We start from the raw sequence: 16,482 nt of genomic DNA, 5'->3' as shown, positions 1-16,482 counted from the left end.
GGACTCGATTTAAATCACTAAAAGATTTTTATTTCTGTAAATAAAATTTTGTCAAGTAATAAGTAAAAAGGAACTTTAATTGTAATAGGTGACCGATAGCCTTAAATTGGAGAAATAGTAAGCAAAAAGTTAAGCTCCACTTTATTACATTGAAGCTAATGTTTTTGGATCACATTATTAAAAACACTGCTTAAAGAAAAAACACAGTTTTAATCTTGAGACATCAAGGCAGCAATTTGATGTGGTCAATCAACAATGGTACCGAAATTGGTTTTCTATAACCAATATAATTTTTTTCATCTCCACAAGGAGGGTCCGTCCGCTTAAATCCAAGATGTTCATAAAATCCTTGCGCATTTCTATTGGTCCTATGCGTCTCTAAAGTAATGGATTCAAAATCAGGAAATCGACTCTCAATACTCTCAATAGCTATCCTGCCTAAGCCGAGTGCCCCCTCTTTTTTATTGGATTTAATGGGTTGAAATGGTTTAATCGCCAAAAATTTGATGTATATCTCTTTATTACTTTGTAAGCGACAAGTCACAAAACCAACTGTTACATCATTAACCAAAATAGTGGCGAAAGAAGAAATATTTCTTTCTTTTTCTAAAGTCTGTATTTCCTCTGAAAATAATTCTTCCAGCCATGCTTTTTTCTTTATCTCGGAAATTCCCAATTCTCTTTCGGGAATATTCTGATGGGCACTAAGGAAAGCAGTCATATAGATACCCTTCAATTTCTTTATCAAAAATGGATCAAGTGTCTGATTCCATTCGACAGAAATGACGGACGATTGTTTTCCTACTTTCGCCCAAAATAAAGATGGCATCATCACCCACTAATGCATTAAAAATTAATCAAATTGTAACAATAATAAATAAATAGATCAATAATTTCCGAATAGGAAGTGTGGCTGGAATTAAACTGCTTTTGTAATTTCAAAATACTTAACGTGTCTTTCCCAATTACGGGGGCAATTTTGTATCATAGACATGTTCAGCAAGCCACTTGTAAATTCTCACTGGAAATGTGCGCATAACGGAACAACATTTCATAATTTGCCCATCCACCTACTAGTTGTTATAGCTCGCGTAATGGCTTGCTTTACCCGCACCTCCGTATCTATTAGTACTCAAACCCAGGGTTATCCAGTAAGCGTAGTTTCTCTTCCACCTCATTGTCGCAAATCTTAGTAAGAACAATCAACTGGCATTAATCCTTACTACATACTAGGACGAAAATTATTTGCTCATTCATGGCTCTATACTTCAGTTAATAAAAATTGGACTGTAGGTGGGATGATCCCTGTATTGATGTGGTTCAATTGATTTAGACACTCCAGTTAAGAGATAATTTGTTTAATTGGAGGTCACAATGTCTACAAGAAGAAAATATACAAAGGAATTTAAACTGGATGCGATTAGTTTAGTAACTGAGCAAGGATACACATGTCCAGAAGCAGCAAGGAGTTTGGGAATTAATTCGAATATTTTGAGTCGCTGGATTCGAGAGGCAGCAGAGAATAATGAAAATGCTTTTCGTGGAAATGGAAAATTAACGGAAGAGCAACTTGAAATTCGTCAGTTACGAGAAGAAGTCAGAAGGCTGACAATGGAGAAAGAAATACTAAAAAAAGCCACGGTCTTCTTTGCGAAAGAAGCGAAATAAGATATTCGTTTATCGCCCAACATAAGAAGACCTAGCCGGTTGGCATGATGTGCCAGCTCATGGGCGTTACTTCTTCTGGAGACTATAGCTATCAAAAACGGAAGAGTACAAAACCAAACAATGAACCAGAACATGAAGAGCTATTGGAGTGGGTTAAAAAAATCTCGGAATCCAGCAAATTCTCGTATGGAAATCGCAGGATAAGGAAAGCCCTGAATGCTCTTGGTTATCCGGTTGGCCGAAGAAAAACCCGTAGTTTGATGCGTGAGTCAGGTGTTTTTGTTCGATATAAAAAGAAATACAAAGTGACAACAAACAGCAATCACAAACAACCTGTTTTTGAGAATGTTTTAAACAGGAAGTTTCAAGTCAATGAACCCAATCGTGCCTATGTGTCCGATATTACCTATATCCCAACCCATGAGGGCTGGTTATACCTAACGGTGGTAATTGATTTGTTTTCCCGAAAAGTGGTTGGTTGGAACATGAGTTCGAGAATGAAGGCTGATACAGTTTGCGATGCATTAACAATGGCCATTTGGCAGAGAAAGCCAAAAGCAGGCCTTATCGTGCATTCCGACAGAGGCTCGCAATATGCCAGTAAACAATATCGCGGTCTTCTCAATCAACATGGTTTTGTAGGCAGAATGAGCAAAAAAGGTGACTGCTGGGACAATAGCGTTGCTGAAAGTTTTTTCAGTCGCTTGAAGGATGAATTAGTTCATTGGCGTAATTATCAAACCAGACGGGAGGCAAAACAAGATATTCTAGATTACATTACTATGTTTTATAACAATCAAAGATTGCATTCGTCTTTGGATTATCTAAGTCCGAATCAATTTGAAAGTCGGTACTGGGGGTTAATGAAAAAAATGGCTTAACTGGGGTGTGCAAATTTGCTTGACCACGTCATTGTTCGCCGATGTGCGAAATTTTACGACCATTTCGGAAAAAATGAGTGTCAAGGTTAATTTCAATACTTACTAGATACAACCATATGCGTAACATGAGTCTTTAATGCTAATTTTCCTGATTCGCGACTGGCGTGTGCATAGTCAGGTACTCGAATTATTTTATCCGGAAATGCTTTCTGCAGTACTGCTCGGGCAAACCCTATCGTTGCACGCCACGGTAAACGTAACATCACTTTAATGGTCAATAGATATTCGTACATTAGGGTACTATATACTCTTTGACCTCCTCGACGTTGAGGATTTTCATAATAAAGATGCTCTAAATAGTCTATCAAAGCTTAAAAGAATTTGTCCTCTTTTTACTAAAGACTTGTTATACTCTTTCCAGTTGCGAATCTTTTTAGGAGTCTTAGGCATTAAGCATCCTTGGTCGGAGATTTTTGCCAAATCTACTCTATTTTTTAAAATTCGCAACTACTTATTTCTTCTAGCTTTTTTATCCACGCAACAACGCCTCGCGCGGTGGAGAGGGGATAATAAAAAAGGCTTATCCCGAACTCATATTAAATTAACGTGAATACTTATTTTAAATTTAATTAAAAAAAGAGCGAATAATATTTTGAAGAAGATAATTTTGCATACTGTTTTGGGTTTTTTGTTTGGATTGTGTTTGTGGTTCTTATGCATCAATATATTGCATGCAGAGCCATTTGATAATTTACTATTATATTGTGCTTGTCTATTTTTTTATGGGCTAGTCATTGGCATCCTCTTCAAAAATATGGTGTTTTCTTTTTATATTGCTCTTTCATTCGGACAGATTTTTTATATACTTTTTTTTGCAAAGAGCACCCCATTCCTCTTCATCAGTATCATGTATGTTTTTATTTTTTCAATGCTCGCTATTTGGGGCAATGCCATAGGAGCTTCAATTTTCAAATGAACCTCCCCGTGGCAAGCCACGGGGTATCAGAAGAGGGTATGGTTCGTGCTTCCTGGGACCACTTTGTAAAAGACACTATCTTCGAGTCGTGATCTTACTTTTTAAACTACTCTGCCTACAACTCTCAGTTTGTCATCTCATTTTAACACTTTCTTTAATGGAGGAGCTTTTACAACAAATACGAAAATTAGTCTGGGCCTTTCATGAAGGGAGAGCCGTTTCAAAAATCAATTTTAATTATGATGCTTATGCTGATTTGTTATAGATATTTAATGAGGTCTGCTTAGTAGTTTCCAGTTAGTTTATTATCGAGCTCAATGAATGCTGTATGGCGTAATTTTTGTCTTGCTTGGCTATAAGCGCTTTTCGTCATTAGTGGTATTTCCTCGAACTGTAAACTTAATTCGTTTAAACGTAATTGCAGTGATTTTATACTCTTTTGCAATTGAAATAAGACTAATTCTGAAAAAGATAATTTTCGATGTCGAGTAAAATCTTGCGGATTTTGTCTATGCTTAATTGACAGCTCAGTCTGAAAAATACCCCCCTTACTGATTCTAATAACAATGTTTTTTATTCATAAAGCTCAATCCGGAGTAAACAAAACTTATACTATTAACCTATTGATTTTAAATAAAATAATCCTTAACTTAACGCCATTGAGGTGAGATGATCCCCGTATTATGACTTCGTTTAATACGGACTTGCCGACAGAATGTAGAAAAGCATTAAGATGTTGATTTTTATATATTTTTTACTATGTAATAGAACGCGCAAATTTGCAAAGCAATGATGAGATTAGCAGATTTGGACACAGTTTTTAATCACATGGTAGATACCATTCAAGAATTCATTACAGCGATCCAATCGCTTTGTTCCCATTGATTTGTTGAGGCTCATGAAAAAAGAAAGCATTGTTAATGTACGTCTGAGCGATCACATTTTGCGGGAAATGACAGTATTGTTCGCTGATGTGCGAAATTTTACTACCATTTCAGAAAAAATGAGTGTCAAGGTTAATTCGAATACTTACTAGATACAATCATATAAATAATTTTAAAAAGAATGTGTTCTGAGAAATAAATCCGCTTATTTATCTCATAATCTTGATATGGATAATGATTTGTACAATAAATTCTTAATATAAAAGTGGTGCCCTGTTGTCTTGTTGCCAGAGCAATCGTGAGTTAATACAGATGTCAATACAGTTTAGGTGATGATATGTTGTTGCCAGGTTGTATTCAATGTTATAGGATAGTTTGGGACTGAAGTGAAAAAGGATTTTAGCTATGAATTTTAAATTCTGGGAAAGAAAACATAAAAATAATCCATTGCAATCAATTGAACAATTGGAATCTCTCATCCCCTGTGATCCTCAAAATCTGAATAGTGACAATATAAAGTCATTACAACAAATTCTGGTTTCTTGTGTGGGCAGTGGGGATATAGATTGCAATGAAGTATTAGCATTGTTCAAAGGTATCACCATTAACAAAGAGAATGTAATGCTATTAGGTGAATTTCATGAAAAATTCGCTGATTTGTTTTATGATTTAATTATTAATAAAAAAACAAATAGTCCCGATATAGCCAAATATGTTTCAGCATTTATTTTTCACAAAAATGTCTGGTTCGAATTGATTGACAACCTTAAGTTTCTTTGTTTTTCTGGAGGGTTATTTTGTTTGGAACTTGCCAATATTAGAGCCAAGACTGGAATTACAGAGGCTGTTTTAACTGATGCTCAAAAGCAATATATTGAGTACATCAAGGATTGGGAAAGAAATAAGGATGACGAAATCTGTGGGTTTGATTACTCATGTTTTGATGAAGAGACACTGATTGCCAAGTTTTCTTAACAAGTGAAGTTGTCATTCATATAGTCAGTACCTGAAGCAGTAAAAAAGGTGTTGTTTTAGGTTAAGAAAAACCGATAGGAATAACGAAATCACAGCCATCCCAGAACTATTGGAAGTTCTTGAATTAGAAGGATGCATTGTAACAATTGATGCCATAGGGTGCCAAACTGAAATCGCCAAAAAGATACTCAGAAAAAAAGCTGATTATGCATTGTCATTAAAAGGTAATCAGGGCAAGTTATATGAGGAAACAAAGGATTTTTTGAAGCAGCCGTCTCTAAAATAGAGCAGATGACTATCATGAAAAGCTTGATGTAACAGGAGTAACATTGAATATCGTCAATGTTGGGACCATTTCACTGTGAAAAAGATATTCCTTATTTGAAATTGTATTTTCCAAAATGGACAATAAATAAGGGGTAATTGCTTCTTGTTGCTCTAATGCTGAATTTAACGCCTCTTTTGGAAAGCGACCATTGGGATCTTCAAAGTGATTTAAGATGTCTTCAATTTGCATAATAATCCAATTGTTCATTAGTAGATTTTCTTAACCTACCTTCATAAAGGTTATACTGCGCTATTATTGCATATGAGGGTGGATTTTCAACTTCAACTATCCACTTATAATTAAATCCTTTTCACTAACAAAGAATTAATAAGGATTTGATGTGGACTGGGAAGTTGAGTTGATAACATAATATTTGTAAACATTATGAAAAAAATTTATCAAAATATTGTGCAAGAATAGCGTATTATACCGATTTGAAATTTAGCGATGAAGAAGTTATAACTCTGTATCTGTATGGTGTGGTTGAGGGACATCGCTCGTTAAAAACAATTCATCGGTATGCACAAAACATCTGAGAGCTTGGCTTCCTCATTTACCTGCTTACAAAGCATTTATTCATCGAGTTAACCAATTATATGATGTTTTTGTGCCGCTAGTTGAACTCATCTGTAACGATCTTGATAATAGACAAACCTCTGAACAGCTCATCGGTCTTATGGATCTATGCCGAGTTTCTCAGGCACATTTTGCATTGGACAAAACTGGTTCTTGCCGAATCGGTAATTGATATATAAATATACAATATGTATAACTATAATAATTGCATATGAATTACAATGCCTATTTTCCTCGCAGTACAGCTTATGGCAAAGCATTTTTTATGCTCCCCTTAAATAGTCACAGCTACCTGAGCACCTAATACCAGAGCATTTGGGATTGTTCCTGTTCCTCCCGGGTGAATAATATATTGAAGATCAGGCTGAATCTTGAGCCAACCTGTTGCTTGAATAGTATATATTGCTTCAATTACTGTTTCAAAATATTGAACTCCTATTGGAATTCCCAACTGACTCTTAAGGAATTGTGCTTGTCTCAAATCATGACTAAGAGAACCATATACTACCGCTAATCCTGTTACATCATTGGGACGACTTGGAAATAATCCTTCATAAATAACACCGCCATTAATAAAGATTGGCATATTACTAATGGACTCATCTGGAGCTATTAAAAAGGAAAAAAATGCAGTAGCTCCCTGATGAGTACCTGCTCCTCCTTCACGATAAAACATTTGATCCATAAGAACATAATATCCCGTATTACCACGAATGGTAAGAGGAGGTAAGCCTGTTACAGGAGCTAAGCCACCCGCTTCATCATAAAGAAAACTTAGATAAGAATTGTGATCATGATAAACCCCAAGTTTGTAATTTCCAGGCAAACCTGTAGAGTCTTGAGATCTATTTCTGCGATAACCTAGCTCGGCTACAGCAAAAAGTGGACCGCGCATACTAAAATCGACACCATGCTTTGAGTTTTCTCCTAAAGTAGGATCTCCGTTAAATAGTCCTCCCATAAGATAAAATTTTTCAGGTTGAGTTTTAAAAGTGGTACGAACCGCCCATGTTGCCCGAGGATATGCAGACATTCCTGGAGCATTTTTGAAAATACCCACCGGGTTTCCATCAATGCCATTTTGCACAAATAACCAATAAATCGGAGACGATAAAAACTCATCGCCTGCTGCAAGACGTCCTACACGAACATTGAATCGATCAGCAAAAAAAGGTTGCTCTAAATAAAGATCTACAAGTCGATAAGTTGGCCCACAACATACCTGAGACACATTGAATATATTTTTAATATCCAAATTGGTAAGGCTTTTGCCTGAGCGTTGTGACATGGATGTATAAAATATAGTTTTTGGGGCCCCCATAAATTGTTCAAGATTTACATTGACACCTAAAAAAAGGTTATCAAACTCACGAAACGCCTGATGCACACCGCCAATGGGATTACCTAAAAGATCACTGGTCCAAATAAGTTTAGGTTCAATACCATTTTTCTCAAATAAGGGTATTTTTGACCAGTTTCCCAACATATTTGATTTAGCTACCGGTAAAGTACCTGAGCCAACATGTACATTATCTATATTATGCACTGAGATTGTTGCTGCTCTATCTACATCCCCTTCGCTTGAATAAGAATGATCACAAAAAAATAATAGTAAGGGAAAAAAAACGATAATAAACTTGCGCAAATAAGACTTCATAAGTCGACACCATCACTTGAACAGTTACATTTGTCTTCTACCCAGCCATCTTAGTGATTTACCACTAACAATATATTCTTCAATGTATTCAAGACTTAAATTTTTGGTTTCTGGCATGTAATTAATGGTATAAATAAGCCCCAAAAAGCAAATACCGGCATAAATCAAAAAAGTATACTCAAGGCCTACTGCACTAAACAAAATAGGAAAAGTGAAAACAACAATACCATTAAAACCCCAATTACTAATAGAAGATAATCCCATGCCAGCACCTCGGACATATAAGGGAAAAATTTCGGCCATTGCAATATAGGGAATTGGGCCCAGACTAATAGCAAACGAGAAAATATAAAGCGTAAGAAAAGTGACGGACAAATAAGCTAACCAGGTAACCTGATAATAAGAAAAAATTCCTATAGCAGCCAAGCTGATGCTCGTTCCGGCAAAACCTAGTAATAACAAATTTCTCCTCCCGATTTTATCAACATAAAACACAGCCAGAATAGTAACCAGCATATTGACAAGACCGATGCCCATAGTTGCCAGAATCTGGCCATGAGCGGTGGAAAATCCTAAATTTTTGAAAATTTCCGGTGCATAGTAAATGATCACGTTGATACCACTTAACTGTTGCAAGCAAAAAAGAATTACCCCTAAAGACAGTGCTGGCAATAAGGGCTTTTTAAATAATAATTGCCAGTATTTTTGTTCTGGTTCTTGGGATAAGGCCGTTTGAATCTCACTCAACTCGTCATCAACCCCAACGCCTCCTCGTAATTTATCTAATGCCTCTTTCGCTTCTTTACGTCTTCCTTCATTCAGAAGCCAGCGCGGTGACTCTGGCATAAACAAAATACCAATCACAAGAATCAATGCAGGAATGGTGCTAGAAGCAAACATTGCTCTCCAGGAACCATAATCAATCAACAGATAATTAACACTGTAGGAACAAACAATACCTATAGTAATCGCCAATTGATAGATGGCAACCATTGCACCTCTTAAATGAGTGGGTGCCGTTTCAGCCAAATATAAAGGTGTAGTCACTGCCGCTACGCCGATGGCAATTCCCAGAACAAAACGTGAGAACACCAAAACCCATTCATGAAAAGAAAAAGTAGCTCCCAAAGCGCCAATCAGGAACAGAATTCCAGCAAAAATAAGACAGAGTTTGCGTCCAAAATGCCTGACAAGGCGTGTCGCCAACACGGAACCAATCAACATTGATCCAAATAAGGCACCAAATGGGAGAGCTGAAGTCATCATACCTATACTCGTATGAGACATCTGAAAATAGTGTTTAATTAATTCAAGAGAACCAGCAATAATGCCTTCGTCATAGCCAAATAAAAAGCCAGCCAGTGATCCTATTATTGCAACTAACCAAGCCATATTGTCATCCTTAACTCTAAGCTATCGAACCAGAGCGTTTTTCAACCTATAAATTGACCAAGCTATACTATAATAAACTTATAGTGATTGCATATGATTTACCAATGAATAAGCCAATAACAGGTGAAATAATGGTAGAAATGCTTAGCCAGTTAGTCACTAAGCATTATTATGCCGCAGAAATAATCCCTTTAATCTCTGGACTGACTTCTTTTATTGTCCAGAATGAACAGTTGCGACAAACACTGGAAGAAATAGCTAATAAAACTAATTTTCTATCCGAACATCAATTACACTGGTCTCACTTAAACCCGGATGAACGGGAAATAATTAATTGTTTTTTTGATTATCTATATTTTACTTCACCACAATTTCTAAAGGACGTAGGTTGAATACTAAAACATACGATTGTTGCATTGTGGGCACTGGGGCTGCAGGAGGGATCCTTGCACACCGGCTGGCGTCTGCCGGACTTAATGTCATTTCTGTAGAGCAAGGGGGGGAACTTCAAGCGGATTATTTTAGTGAAAAAAACCCTCCTGGCATTAAAAAATGGTATGGTATAAAACCAAAAACTACTTTTCCTCCTAATGTAGCCGATGCGTTATTTATTCATGAGCTGTTTGCTGACTGCCATACTCGATCCAGCAATCAGCAATCTGAAGCGGCTTTTCGCCAATTTCAAATTTATGCATTGAATGGCTTGCAAAATCTGTGGAATGCGGTGTCTGTTCGTTTTAGTGAAACTGATTTGTCTACTTGGCCTATCAGTTATCAGGATTTAGCACCACATTACAGTGCCATTGAGAAACGGATTAGTGTTTGTGGCACTCAGGAGGGCCTGGCTGAATTGCCCGATGGAGACTATATTCCCCCCAAACCCTTAAGACCAGCCGATTATCTGGTCATTAAAGCCGTAAAGCGTTTAGGTTGGCCAAATTGTCATGCTATTCCAAATCGAAAAGCCATTGAAACAAGAATGGATAAACCAAATCATTGCGTAAGTACAGGCATTTGCACTTTTGGTTGCGCCGCTGGCGCTGTCTATAAATTTTCTGCACGGCTTTTACCATTAATCCGTGATTTGCCTAATTATACCTTGTTACTCAACGCGAAAGTTATTCGTTTAATAGGTAATCAGAAAACGAATCAAATTCAATCGTTGGAGTATCTTTGCCTTCAATCAAATGAGAGAAAAACAATTCGCGCCCGTTTTTTTGTTCTCAGTGCGGGAGCCATAGAAACCCCTCGGATTTTATTGAATTCACATGATACGCACTTTCAACAAGGTCTGGCTAATCAAAATGGTACATTAGGTTGGTATTTACAAGATAATCCCAAGGTAGTCCAGGCTACATCACTTTATAAATTATGGTTCAGCAAAAGACCCTCTGATATAGGGTATGGTGATTTGCTTATTTTACTTGGTAAAGCCAATTTACCTAACGGCGATCCTTTCCGTTTCATAGGTCATTCCATTTCAGCACCGCCGGATGTTCCTTACTATCTTGCAGATATACGTTGGATCCCTCGACCTATAAAACCATTTATAGTCAAAGCCATGTTTAATTCCTTTGTTACCCTGGGACTGTTTTGTGAAGGCGATTTGATGGCTTCGAACCGAATCGAACTATCCAATACCAGGGATGATTATGGGATTACCCAAGTAGACATTCATTACACCAGTTCAGAAACCACTCTGGCTCGTATGAAAAAAATGGCCGAGTTTGGGCGTAAGATACTGCGCCGCGCTTCAGCAACCCATATCGTGGAAGATTTCAGTAATGATGGCACAGGCATTCATTATGCGGGGACATGTCGTATGGGTTTTAATGATAAAGAATCCATTGTGGATGCCAACCTCAAGACTTTTGCTCATAACAATTTATATCTTTGTGATGGCGGGGTAATCCCTCATTTACCGGATAAGCACTTGACACTAACTATTATGGCACTGGCCGACCGGTTAGCCACACATCTTATTAATGAACTTCAGACACGAGGACAATGACATGAGTGAGGAGAAACCCGTTCGTACCAAAGCATTGCCTTGGGAATTCCCTGGAGCGCTCTGGATTGATGAGGAAGAACAGCGCTTGGTTGATGACGTGATAAAAGCGCATAGCCCTTTTCGTTATTATGGTCCTGATTTGCAACATATGGTTGATAAGTTGGAAGAGAAATTTTGTCAGAAAATTGGAGTTGAATACGCTCTGGGCGTTAATTCAGGAACGGCTGCTTTACATATCGGAATGGCTGCTTTTGGCGTAGGTCCAGGAGATGAGGTTTTAGTTCCAGGTTATATGTGGGTCAGTTGCCTTTCTGCGATTGTCAGGCTTGGAGCCATCCCTGTTTTAGTCGATATTGATCACACTTTTTGTATGGATCCTAATGATTTGGAGCGCAAAATTAACCCTCGTTCCAAAGCGATTATGTGTGTTCATATGAGTGGTGCATCAGGATACATTGATAAAATTGCAGCCATTGCAGCAAAAAATAATCTTTATCTATTGGAAGATTGCGCGCAAGCAGCAGGAGGTTACTCCAATGGGAAACCTCTTGGTAGCTTCGGCGATCTGGCCATTTTTAGTTTTCAGTTAAACAAAAACATGACAAGTGGTGAAGGAGGTATGATAGTTTGCAAGAAAAAAACAATCTATCAACGTTGTTTTGCTATCCATGATCTTGGCTATCCGCGTAATGAGTCTGGACGCCTTGATACTTTAAATGAAGAATTTCAGCTTTGGGGCATTGGTTCCAGAATGTCCGAATTAACGGCTGCTTTTGCTTTAGCGCAATTAGGGCGTGTCCTCAATTTAAAGCCATTAATTAAACAGTTTTGGCATGTGGGAAGCCAAATTTGTTCAGTCTTAAAACAACCGCTCACTTCAGCTTGACACAGATCTTGCGATCTGATCTTATACTCCCTTTTGGGGGTAGAAATGGTAAGACAGGTTCTCACAGACGAGATATGGTCACAGCTTCAAAAAACGATGCTCTTTTTTGGTTGTCATAGATGGAATAACGATAGAAATATTATGGAGGCCATTTTATGGAAATTACGTACAGGGGCGCCTTGGCGTGATATCCCTGAAAAACTATGCCCATGGAAAACAGCCTACAACCGATTCAACCGCTGGGCAGAAAAAGGCTTGTGGGAGAATTTTTTTTTGATTTACGAGGCGAAATTGATACGGAATGGGTATTCAGCGATGGAAGTTATGTCCGCGCTCACCAACATGCGAGTGGAGCTAGGCATGGAGAAGAGCGTGCCATTGGAATGTCCCGAGGAGGAGCTACTACAAAGATTCATATGTGCGCCGATGCGCATGGAAATCCGATCGATTTTGAAATCACTGGGGGTCAAGTCCACGATTCCCAAGTTGCAGGAGCGATAATTGAGAAAGTTGGAGAGGCAACTCACTTCATAGCAGATAAAGGTTATGATTCCGAAACCATTCGAGAGCAAGCGCGGTTAGCAGGAATGAACCCTGTTATTCCGCGAAAATCAAACAGTAAAAAACCTAATCCAGAATTTGATTCATACCTTTATAAACTGAGGCATTTAGTAGAAAACCTTTTTGCCAGACTGAAGCATTTTAGAAGTATTGCTATGCGTTTTGAAAAATTAGCTCGCAACTTTAAATCAATGCTGTTTTTGGCTTGTTCGCTAATTTGGGTCAAGCTGAATTGAGGAGTTGTTTTAAGACCGAACAAATTTGGTTTCCCACGTGCCAAAACTGTTCAATTAATGGCTTTAAATTGAGGACACGCCCTAATATACCTTGTATATTTTTCTTTCCATAGAACTTCATGACCTTCCTTTTTTACGTTGTTTGTTCCCCTCATTATACTTCACTAATGCGGCCTGATTCTGTTTTTTACAAATCAATCCACTTGTTTGCATTTATATCTACGTATTTGATGATATCTACTTTATTGCCAATATTATGTTCTTTCCATATCAACCACGGTTTGACTTGCACTGGATGGTTTTTAATTTTTTTCTCCAACATACTTAAACTACTATCTTTTAATCTTGAACTGACTCCTGAAATATCTGGTCCAGCACTTACCTGTTGTGCGAAATAAGTTTCCATTTGCTCTCTCCTTATGATTATTTATTATTGTTCACTAATGATTTTAGCTATTGAATAAATCATCAATAAATTTAGCACAGTTAGCATTAACCACTGATTTCAAATCTTCTTTGCTTATATTTGTATTCCGCTGGATTGTTTCCCAACCAAATAACTTTATTAGAAAACCTACTCGCTCTTTTCTATTAGCTTTATCGGTTAAAACATTCGAAAATACTATAGCCCAAAAAATCTTATTTACATTTTCCTGCTGATTTTTATTTTGAATCTCAATAGCATTTGAAAGCTCAAAAGTTTTTAGAGAGATATCTTTAATCTCTTTAGAAAGTTGGTTTGATCTGTAACTGAAATAAGCAATGAAAGCAGTTGCAATAGCACTAACTATAATTGCTAGCAAATTAAGGATTGTCTGGCACATAAAAAATACACTCCATGTATTGTGGAATTTATTTTTCCATAAACACAGTATAGACATAACATTCTATAAATGTTGGGCCCAACCTATATTTTTTGTACAGTTCATTCTTCGACACATATTCGACACGTGAAGTCTTTGTGGCCAGGCCAATTCTAATTACGTAACTAATTGATTTTACTATGCCGCTGAGAGGAGTCGAACCTCCGACCTCTTGATTACGAATTAGTGAATTATGGATTTTAGCCAATTAGACACTCTTATAAATTCTTTTAATATCCTTTTATTTACTTGATGTTACAGCATTATTACGTTATAAGTTCTATTAATTGATTTTAAATATTTGTGCGACACAAGTGCGACACAGTTGCGACACATTCAAAAACGAGTGTAAAAGTTAATTATGAAAATAACCAAAACAAACGTTGAAAATCTACCCCTTCCTCAAGCAACGGAAATAGGAAAAACCACACAAAAAAGATATTACGATGACAACCTAAAAGGCTTCGGCATACGTGTGACTTCTGGAGGAGCAAAAGCCTTTTTCGTTGAAAAATTCATAAATAAGAAACGCTGTCGCATTACTTTAGGGCATTACCCGGAATTGACTGCTGAAATGGCAAAAAACAAAGCGCTGCATCTTTTAGGGCAAATCGCCATGGGAATTGATCCAGTTGCTGAGAAGAAGGCAGCAGAGGTTCGAGATATAACTTTGAATCAAGTCTTTAAAGACTACCTAAAAACCAGAAAGAACTTAAAGCCTAGAACTATAGATAATTACAAACACATATTAGATAAAGCCTTCACGAGCTGGAAGAGTAAACCAATGTTATCAATCACCAGAGATCGCGTAGCTAAATATCACGAAAAGCTGGGCAATGAACATGGAGAAGCCTATGCTAATTTAGCCATGCGAATCCTAAGAGCCTTATTCAACTTTGCTGCTGGCCAGTATGAAGACAACAGCGGCCACTCGCTTTTCATCGATAACCCGGTAAAACGTCTTTCGCAAACACGAGCCTGGTATCGCATTGAACGACGAAAAACCTATATAAAATCTCACGAACTAGCCGCATGGTATGCTGGGCTACAACAAATCCATAATGATACATTACGCGACTATCTGCTGTTAATCTTATTAACTGGTCTACGCCGACAAGAAGCAGCGACTTTGAAATGGTCTGATCTCGACCTAAAAGCAAAATCATTCACTATCAATAAAACCAAAAACAATGAATCCCACACCCTCCCCCTTTCTGATTTTCTTTATGATCTACTGATTGCCAGAAAAGAAAAAGCAATCAACGACTATGTTTTTCCGGGACCAGGTGCAGCTGGTCATATTATTGAACCACGTAAGACTATGGCACACGTGATAAAAAATTCCGGTGTTCATTTTACTGTACACGATTTGAGGCGTACTTTTATCACCATTGCAGAAAGTCTGGATATCCCTGCTTATGCATTAAAGCGATTAATGAACCACAAGATGAGTAATGATGTGACTGCTGGTTATATTATTGTTGATGTTGAACGGTTACGAAAGCCTATGCAGCTTATTACAGATTATATTTTAAAGTGTATGGAAGTAATAGATTCCGCTGAAGTTATTCCTATGCAATCAACAAACAAAGAGCAGATATAAATACGCATAAAGTTTTGGACCGCAGTGCGGACCATATTTAAAGCCAATTTGGCACTCACTGCGTACCAAATTCAAAAAACTATAATATACATAGAGTTATCTTATTATCCTAAAAAATAATACTGAGATGACACCAGTTTGTCGATGACTTAAATTATAGTCATTTGAACTCTCCGGGATTTTCGGAAAGTTCAAAATCAAACTTATTATGTTAGTAGTCAAGTAATCCTTGACTACTGAATGGCACTAAGAATTCAACACACCGCTTACTTTATTGAAATAATTCAGAATGTGAGCCTGTACGAGCCAGTCGTAATAATTTAAGTTGGTCTTCACTTTTATAGATAAGCAACCAATCTGGAGAGATATGACACTCTCTATAACCCTTCCAGTTCCCAGAGAGTGAATGATCACAATTTTTAGGCGGCAAGGACTCTTGCCGTTGCAAAGCTTCTACAATTTCTTGTAATAAATCCAGATCCTTACCTTGCTTAATAATTTTCTTGAGATCTTTTTTGAATTGGGTTGAACGAACTATCTCAAGCATTCGTATCATCCAAATCATCAATCATTGATTTAAAAGATGAAAAAGATTTACCACCCCCTTTCTCTAATTCTTCAATGGCTTCACGAGATAGTTTGTTTGGCAGTTTCAATTCAAAAGGCAAACCTCTGCACATAACAATTTGTGCATAGAATGCATTAATAGCTTGAGAAGGCGTAATACCTAACATCTTTAGAATTCCTTCTCCAATATCTTTCAGGTTACCATCAACCCGAGCTTGGACAGTTTTCGTAGTCATAATGAATATATCCGTAGTTTAATTTAATATAATTGTAGTTAAATATGACTACAATTGCAAACTAGGGAACTAAATTTATTGCTATTAACAAATCATCCAAAATTTTTCCAAAAAATAGAACAACAACCGATGCTATAATATAAAAAATAAAACGGAGTAATAAAATAGGTTAATTTAATCCC

At 37.2% G+C, this 16,482-nt stretch carries 15 protein-coding genes and 2 pseudogenes; 8 read left to right on the top strand and 9 right to left on the bottom strand.

Going from position 1 to position 16,482, the window contains the following annotated elements:
* Window positions 1-223: 223 nt before the first annotated feature.
* Window positions 224-832, bottom strand: coding sequence for a GNAT family N-acetyltransferase (locus ACZ5EK_RS05695; RefSeq protein ID WP_464431805.1), 609 nt, complete (start codon window positions 830-832; stop codon window positions 224-226).
* Window positions 833-1,374: 542 nt separating this feature from the next.
* On the opposite strand from ACZ5EK_RS05695, the pseudogene ACZ5EK_RS05690 reads away from it, so the two are divergent.
* Window positions 1,375-2,549 (top strand): annotated as a pseudogene (locus ACZ5EK_RS05690) (IS3 family transposase).
* Window positions 2,550-2,641: 92 nt separating this feature from the next.
* Here ACZ5EK_RS05690 and ACZ5EK_RS05685 read toward each other — a convergent pair.
* On the bottom strand, window positions 2,642-2,917 hold the full coding sequence (locus ACZ5EK_RS05685) for a transposase (protein WP_464431804.1): 276 nt from the start codon (window positions 2,915-2,917) through the stop codon (window positions 2,642-2,644).
* 1,897 nt (window positions 2,918-4,814) lie between these two features.
* Between ACZ5EK_RS05685 and ACZ5EK_RS05680 the strand changes: the two genes are divergently transcribed.
* Together ACZ5EK_RS05680 and ACZ5EK_RS05675 are read left to right on the top strand one after the other, a co-directional pair.
* Entirely contained in the window at window positions 4,815-5,384 is a 570-nt protein-coding gene (locus ACZ5EK_RS05680) for a hypothetical protein (protein WP_464431802.1), read from the top strand.
* 76 nt (window positions 5,385-5,460) lie between these two features.
* Window positions 5,461-5,655 (top strand): annotated as a pseudogene (locus ACZ5EK_RS05675) (ISAs1 family transposase); the annotation flags it as partial.
* Window positions 5,656-5,682: 27 nt separating this feature from the next.
* On the opposite strand, the gene ACZ5EK_RS05670 reads toward ACZ5EK_RS05675, so the two are convergent.
* The 3 genes from ACZ5EK_RS05670 to ACZ5EK_RS05660 form a co-directional block, all read right to left on the bottom strand.
* Window positions 5,683-5,919, bottom strand: a complete 237-nt coding sequence (locus ACZ5EK_RS05670) for a DUF1186 domain-containing protein (protein WP_464431800.1) — start codon at window positions 5,917-5,919, stop codon at window positions 5,683-5,685.
* Between the two features lie 643 nt (window positions 5,920-6,562).
* Window positions 6,563-7,945 (bottom strand): carbohydrate porin, encoded by a 1,383-nt coding sequence (locus tag ACZ5EK_RS05665; RefSeq protein WP_464431799.1) that lies wholly within the window; start codon window positions 7,943-7,945, stop codon window positions 6,563-6,565.
* Window positions 7,946-7,969: 24 nt separating this feature from the next.
* The gene (locus tag ACZ5EK_RS05660) at window positions 7,970-9,337 is read right to left on the bottom strand and encodes a sugar porter family MFS transporter (RefSeq protein WP_464431797.1); all 1,368 of its coding nucleotides are present in this window, start codon (window positions 9,335-9,337) and stop codon (window positions 7,970-7,972) included.
* 104 nt (window positions 9,338-9,441) lie between these two features.
* Between ACZ5EK_RS05660 and ACZ5EK_RS05655 the strand changes: the two genes are divergently transcribed.
* The 4 genes from ACZ5EK_RS05655 to ACZ5EK_RS05640 all read left to right on the top strand — a co-directional run bounded on the left by ACZ5EK_RS05655 (window position 9,442) and on the right by ACZ5EK_RS05640 (window position 13,031).
* Window positions 9,442-9,729 (top strand): hypothetical protein, encoded by a 288-nt coding sequence (locus tag ACZ5EK_RS05655; protein ID WP_464430166.1) that lies wholly within the window; start codon window positions 9,442-9,444, stop codon window positions 9,727-9,729.
* Window positions 9,726-11,348 carry a GMC oxidoreductase gene (locus ACZ5EK_RS05650; protein WP_464431796.1) on the top strand — a complete coding sequence of 541 codons (1,623 nt, stop codon included), beginning with the start codon at window positions 9,726-9,728 and terminating at the stop codon, window positions 11,346-11,348. The genes ACZ5EK_RS05655 and ACZ5EK_RS05650 overlap by 4 nt, the downstream gene beginning before the upstream one ends.
* Before the next feature lies 1 nt (window position 11,349).
* On the top strand, window positions 11,350-12,234 hold the full coding sequence (locus ACZ5EK_RS05645; protein ID WP_464431795.1) for a DegT/DnrJ/EryC1/StrS family aminotransferase: 885 nt from the start codon (window positions 11,350-11,352) through the stop codon (window positions 12,232-12,234).
* 45 nt (window positions 12,235-12,279) lie between these two features.
* A protein-coding gene (locus ACZ5EK_RS05640; RefSeq protein WP_464431793.1) for an IS5 family transposase occupies window positions 12,280-13,031 on the top strand; the annotation gives its coding sequence in 2 pieces (ribosomal slippage) (window positions 12,280-12,490 and window positions 12,490-13,031; 753 coding nt in all).
* Between the two features lie 187 nt (window positions 13,032-13,218).
* On the opposite strand, the gene ACZ5EK_RS05635 is transcribed toward ACZ5EK_RS05640, so the two are convergent.
* Together ACZ5EK_RS05635 and ACZ5EK_RS05630 are read right to left on the bottom strand one after the other, a co-directional pair.
* A complete protein-coding gene (locus tag ACZ5EK_RS05635) occupies window positions 13,219-13,437 on the bottom strand; it encodes a hypothetical protein (protein ID WP_464431792.1) in 219 nt (72 codons plus the stop codon).
* A 43-nt stretch (window positions 13,438-13,480) separates the two neighbouring features.
* Window positions 13,481-13,855 carry a hypothetical protein gene (locus ACZ5EK_RS05630; protein ID WP_464431790.1) on the bottom strand — a complete coding sequence of 125 codons (375 nt, stop codon included), beginning with the start codon at window positions 13,853-13,855 and terminating at the stop codon, window positions 13,481-13,483.
* A 400-nt stretch (window positions 13,856-14,255) separates the two neighbouring features.
* On the opposite strand from ACZ5EK_RS05630, the gene ACZ5EK_RS05625 reads away from it, so the two are divergent.
* Complete coding sequence (locus tag ACZ5EK_RS05625; RefSeq protein ID WP_464431789.1) at window positions 14,256-15,497, top strand: tyrosine-type recombinase/integrase; 1,242 nt, start codon at window positions 14,256-14,258, stop codon at window positions 15,495-15,497.
* A gap of 271 nt (window positions 15,498-15,768) precedes the next feature.
* Here ACZ5EK_RS05625 and ACZ5EK_RS05620 read toward each other — a convergent pair whose 3' ends face one another.
* Complete coding sequence (locus ACZ5EK_RS05620; protein WP_464431787.1) at window positions 15,769-16,044, bottom strand: type II toxin-antitoxin system RelE/ParE family toxin; 276 nt, start codon at window positions 16,042-16,044, stop codon at window positions 15,769-15,771.
* Window positions 16,037-16,300, bottom strand: coding sequence for a type II toxin-antitoxin system RelB/DinJ family antitoxin (locus ACZ5EK_RS05615; protein ID WP_464431785.1), 264 nt, complete (start codon window positions 16,298-16,300; stop codon window positions 16,037-16,039). Before ACZ5EK_RS05615 ends, ACZ5EK_RS05620 begins: the two co-directional genes overlap by 8 nt.
* Window positions 16,301-16,482: the final 182 nt, after the last annotated feature.

Source organism: Legionella sp. JM-2024, assembly GCF_055389095.1.
This window is presented reverse-complemented; position numbering and strand designations above follow the sequence as displayed.

What these genes read in the sequence shown, in the direction of transcription:
- ACZ5EK_RS05695 (WP_464431805.1), bottom strand. Translation starts at nt 832, where the DNA reads ATGATGCCATCTTTATTTTGGGCGAAAGTAGGAAAACAATCGTCCGTC.
- ACZ5EK_RS05680 (WP_464431802.1), top strand. Translation starts at nt 4,815, where the DNA reads ATGAATTTTAAATTCTGGGAAAGAAAACATAAAAATAATCCATTGCAA.
- ACZ5EK_RS05670 (WP_464431800.1), bottom strand. Translation starts at nt 5,919, where the DNA reads ATGAACAATTGGATTATTATGCAAATTGAAGACATCTTAAATCACTTT.
- ACZ5EK_RS05665 (WP_464431799.1), bottom strand. Translation starts at nt 7,945, where the DNA reads ATGAAGTCTTATTTGCGCAAGTTTATTATCGTTTTTTTTCCCTTACTA.
- ACZ5EK_RS05660 (WP_464431797.1), bottom strand. Translation starts at nt 9,337, where the DNA reads ATGGCTTGGTTAGTTGCAATAATAGGATCACTGGCTGGCTTTTTATTT.
- ACZ5EK_RS05655 (WP_464430166.1), top strand. Translation starts at nt 9,442, where the DNA reads ATGAATAAGCCAATAACAGGTGAAATAATGGTAGAAATGCTTAGCCAG.
- ACZ5EK_RS05645 (WP_464431795.1), top strand. Translation starts at nt 11,350, where the DNA reads ATGAGTGAGGAGAAACCCGTTCGTACCAAAGCATTGCCTTGGGAATTC.
- ACZ5EK_RS05635 (WP_464431792.1), bottom strand. Translation starts at nt 13,437, where the DNA reads ATGGAAACTTATTTCGCACAACAGGTAAGTGCTGGACCAGATATTTCA.
- ACZ5EK_RS05630 (WP_464431790.1), bottom strand. Translation starts at nt 13,855, where the DNA reads ATGTGCCAGACAATCCTTAATTTGCTAGCAATTATAGTTAGTGCTATT.
- ACZ5EK_RS05625 (WP_464431789.1), top strand. Translation starts at nt 14,256, where the DNA reads ATGAAAATAACCAAAACAAACGTTGAAAATCTACCCCTTCCTCAAGCA.
- ACZ5EK_RS05620 (WP_464431787.1), bottom strand. Translation starts at nt 16,044, where the DNA reads ATGCTTGAGATAGTTCGTTCAACCCAATTCAAAAAAGATCTCAAGAAA.
- ACZ5EK_RS05615 (WP_464431785.1), bottom strand. Translation starts at nt 16,300, where the DNA reads ATGACTACGAAAACTGTCCAAGCTCGGGTTGATGGTAACCTGAAAGAT.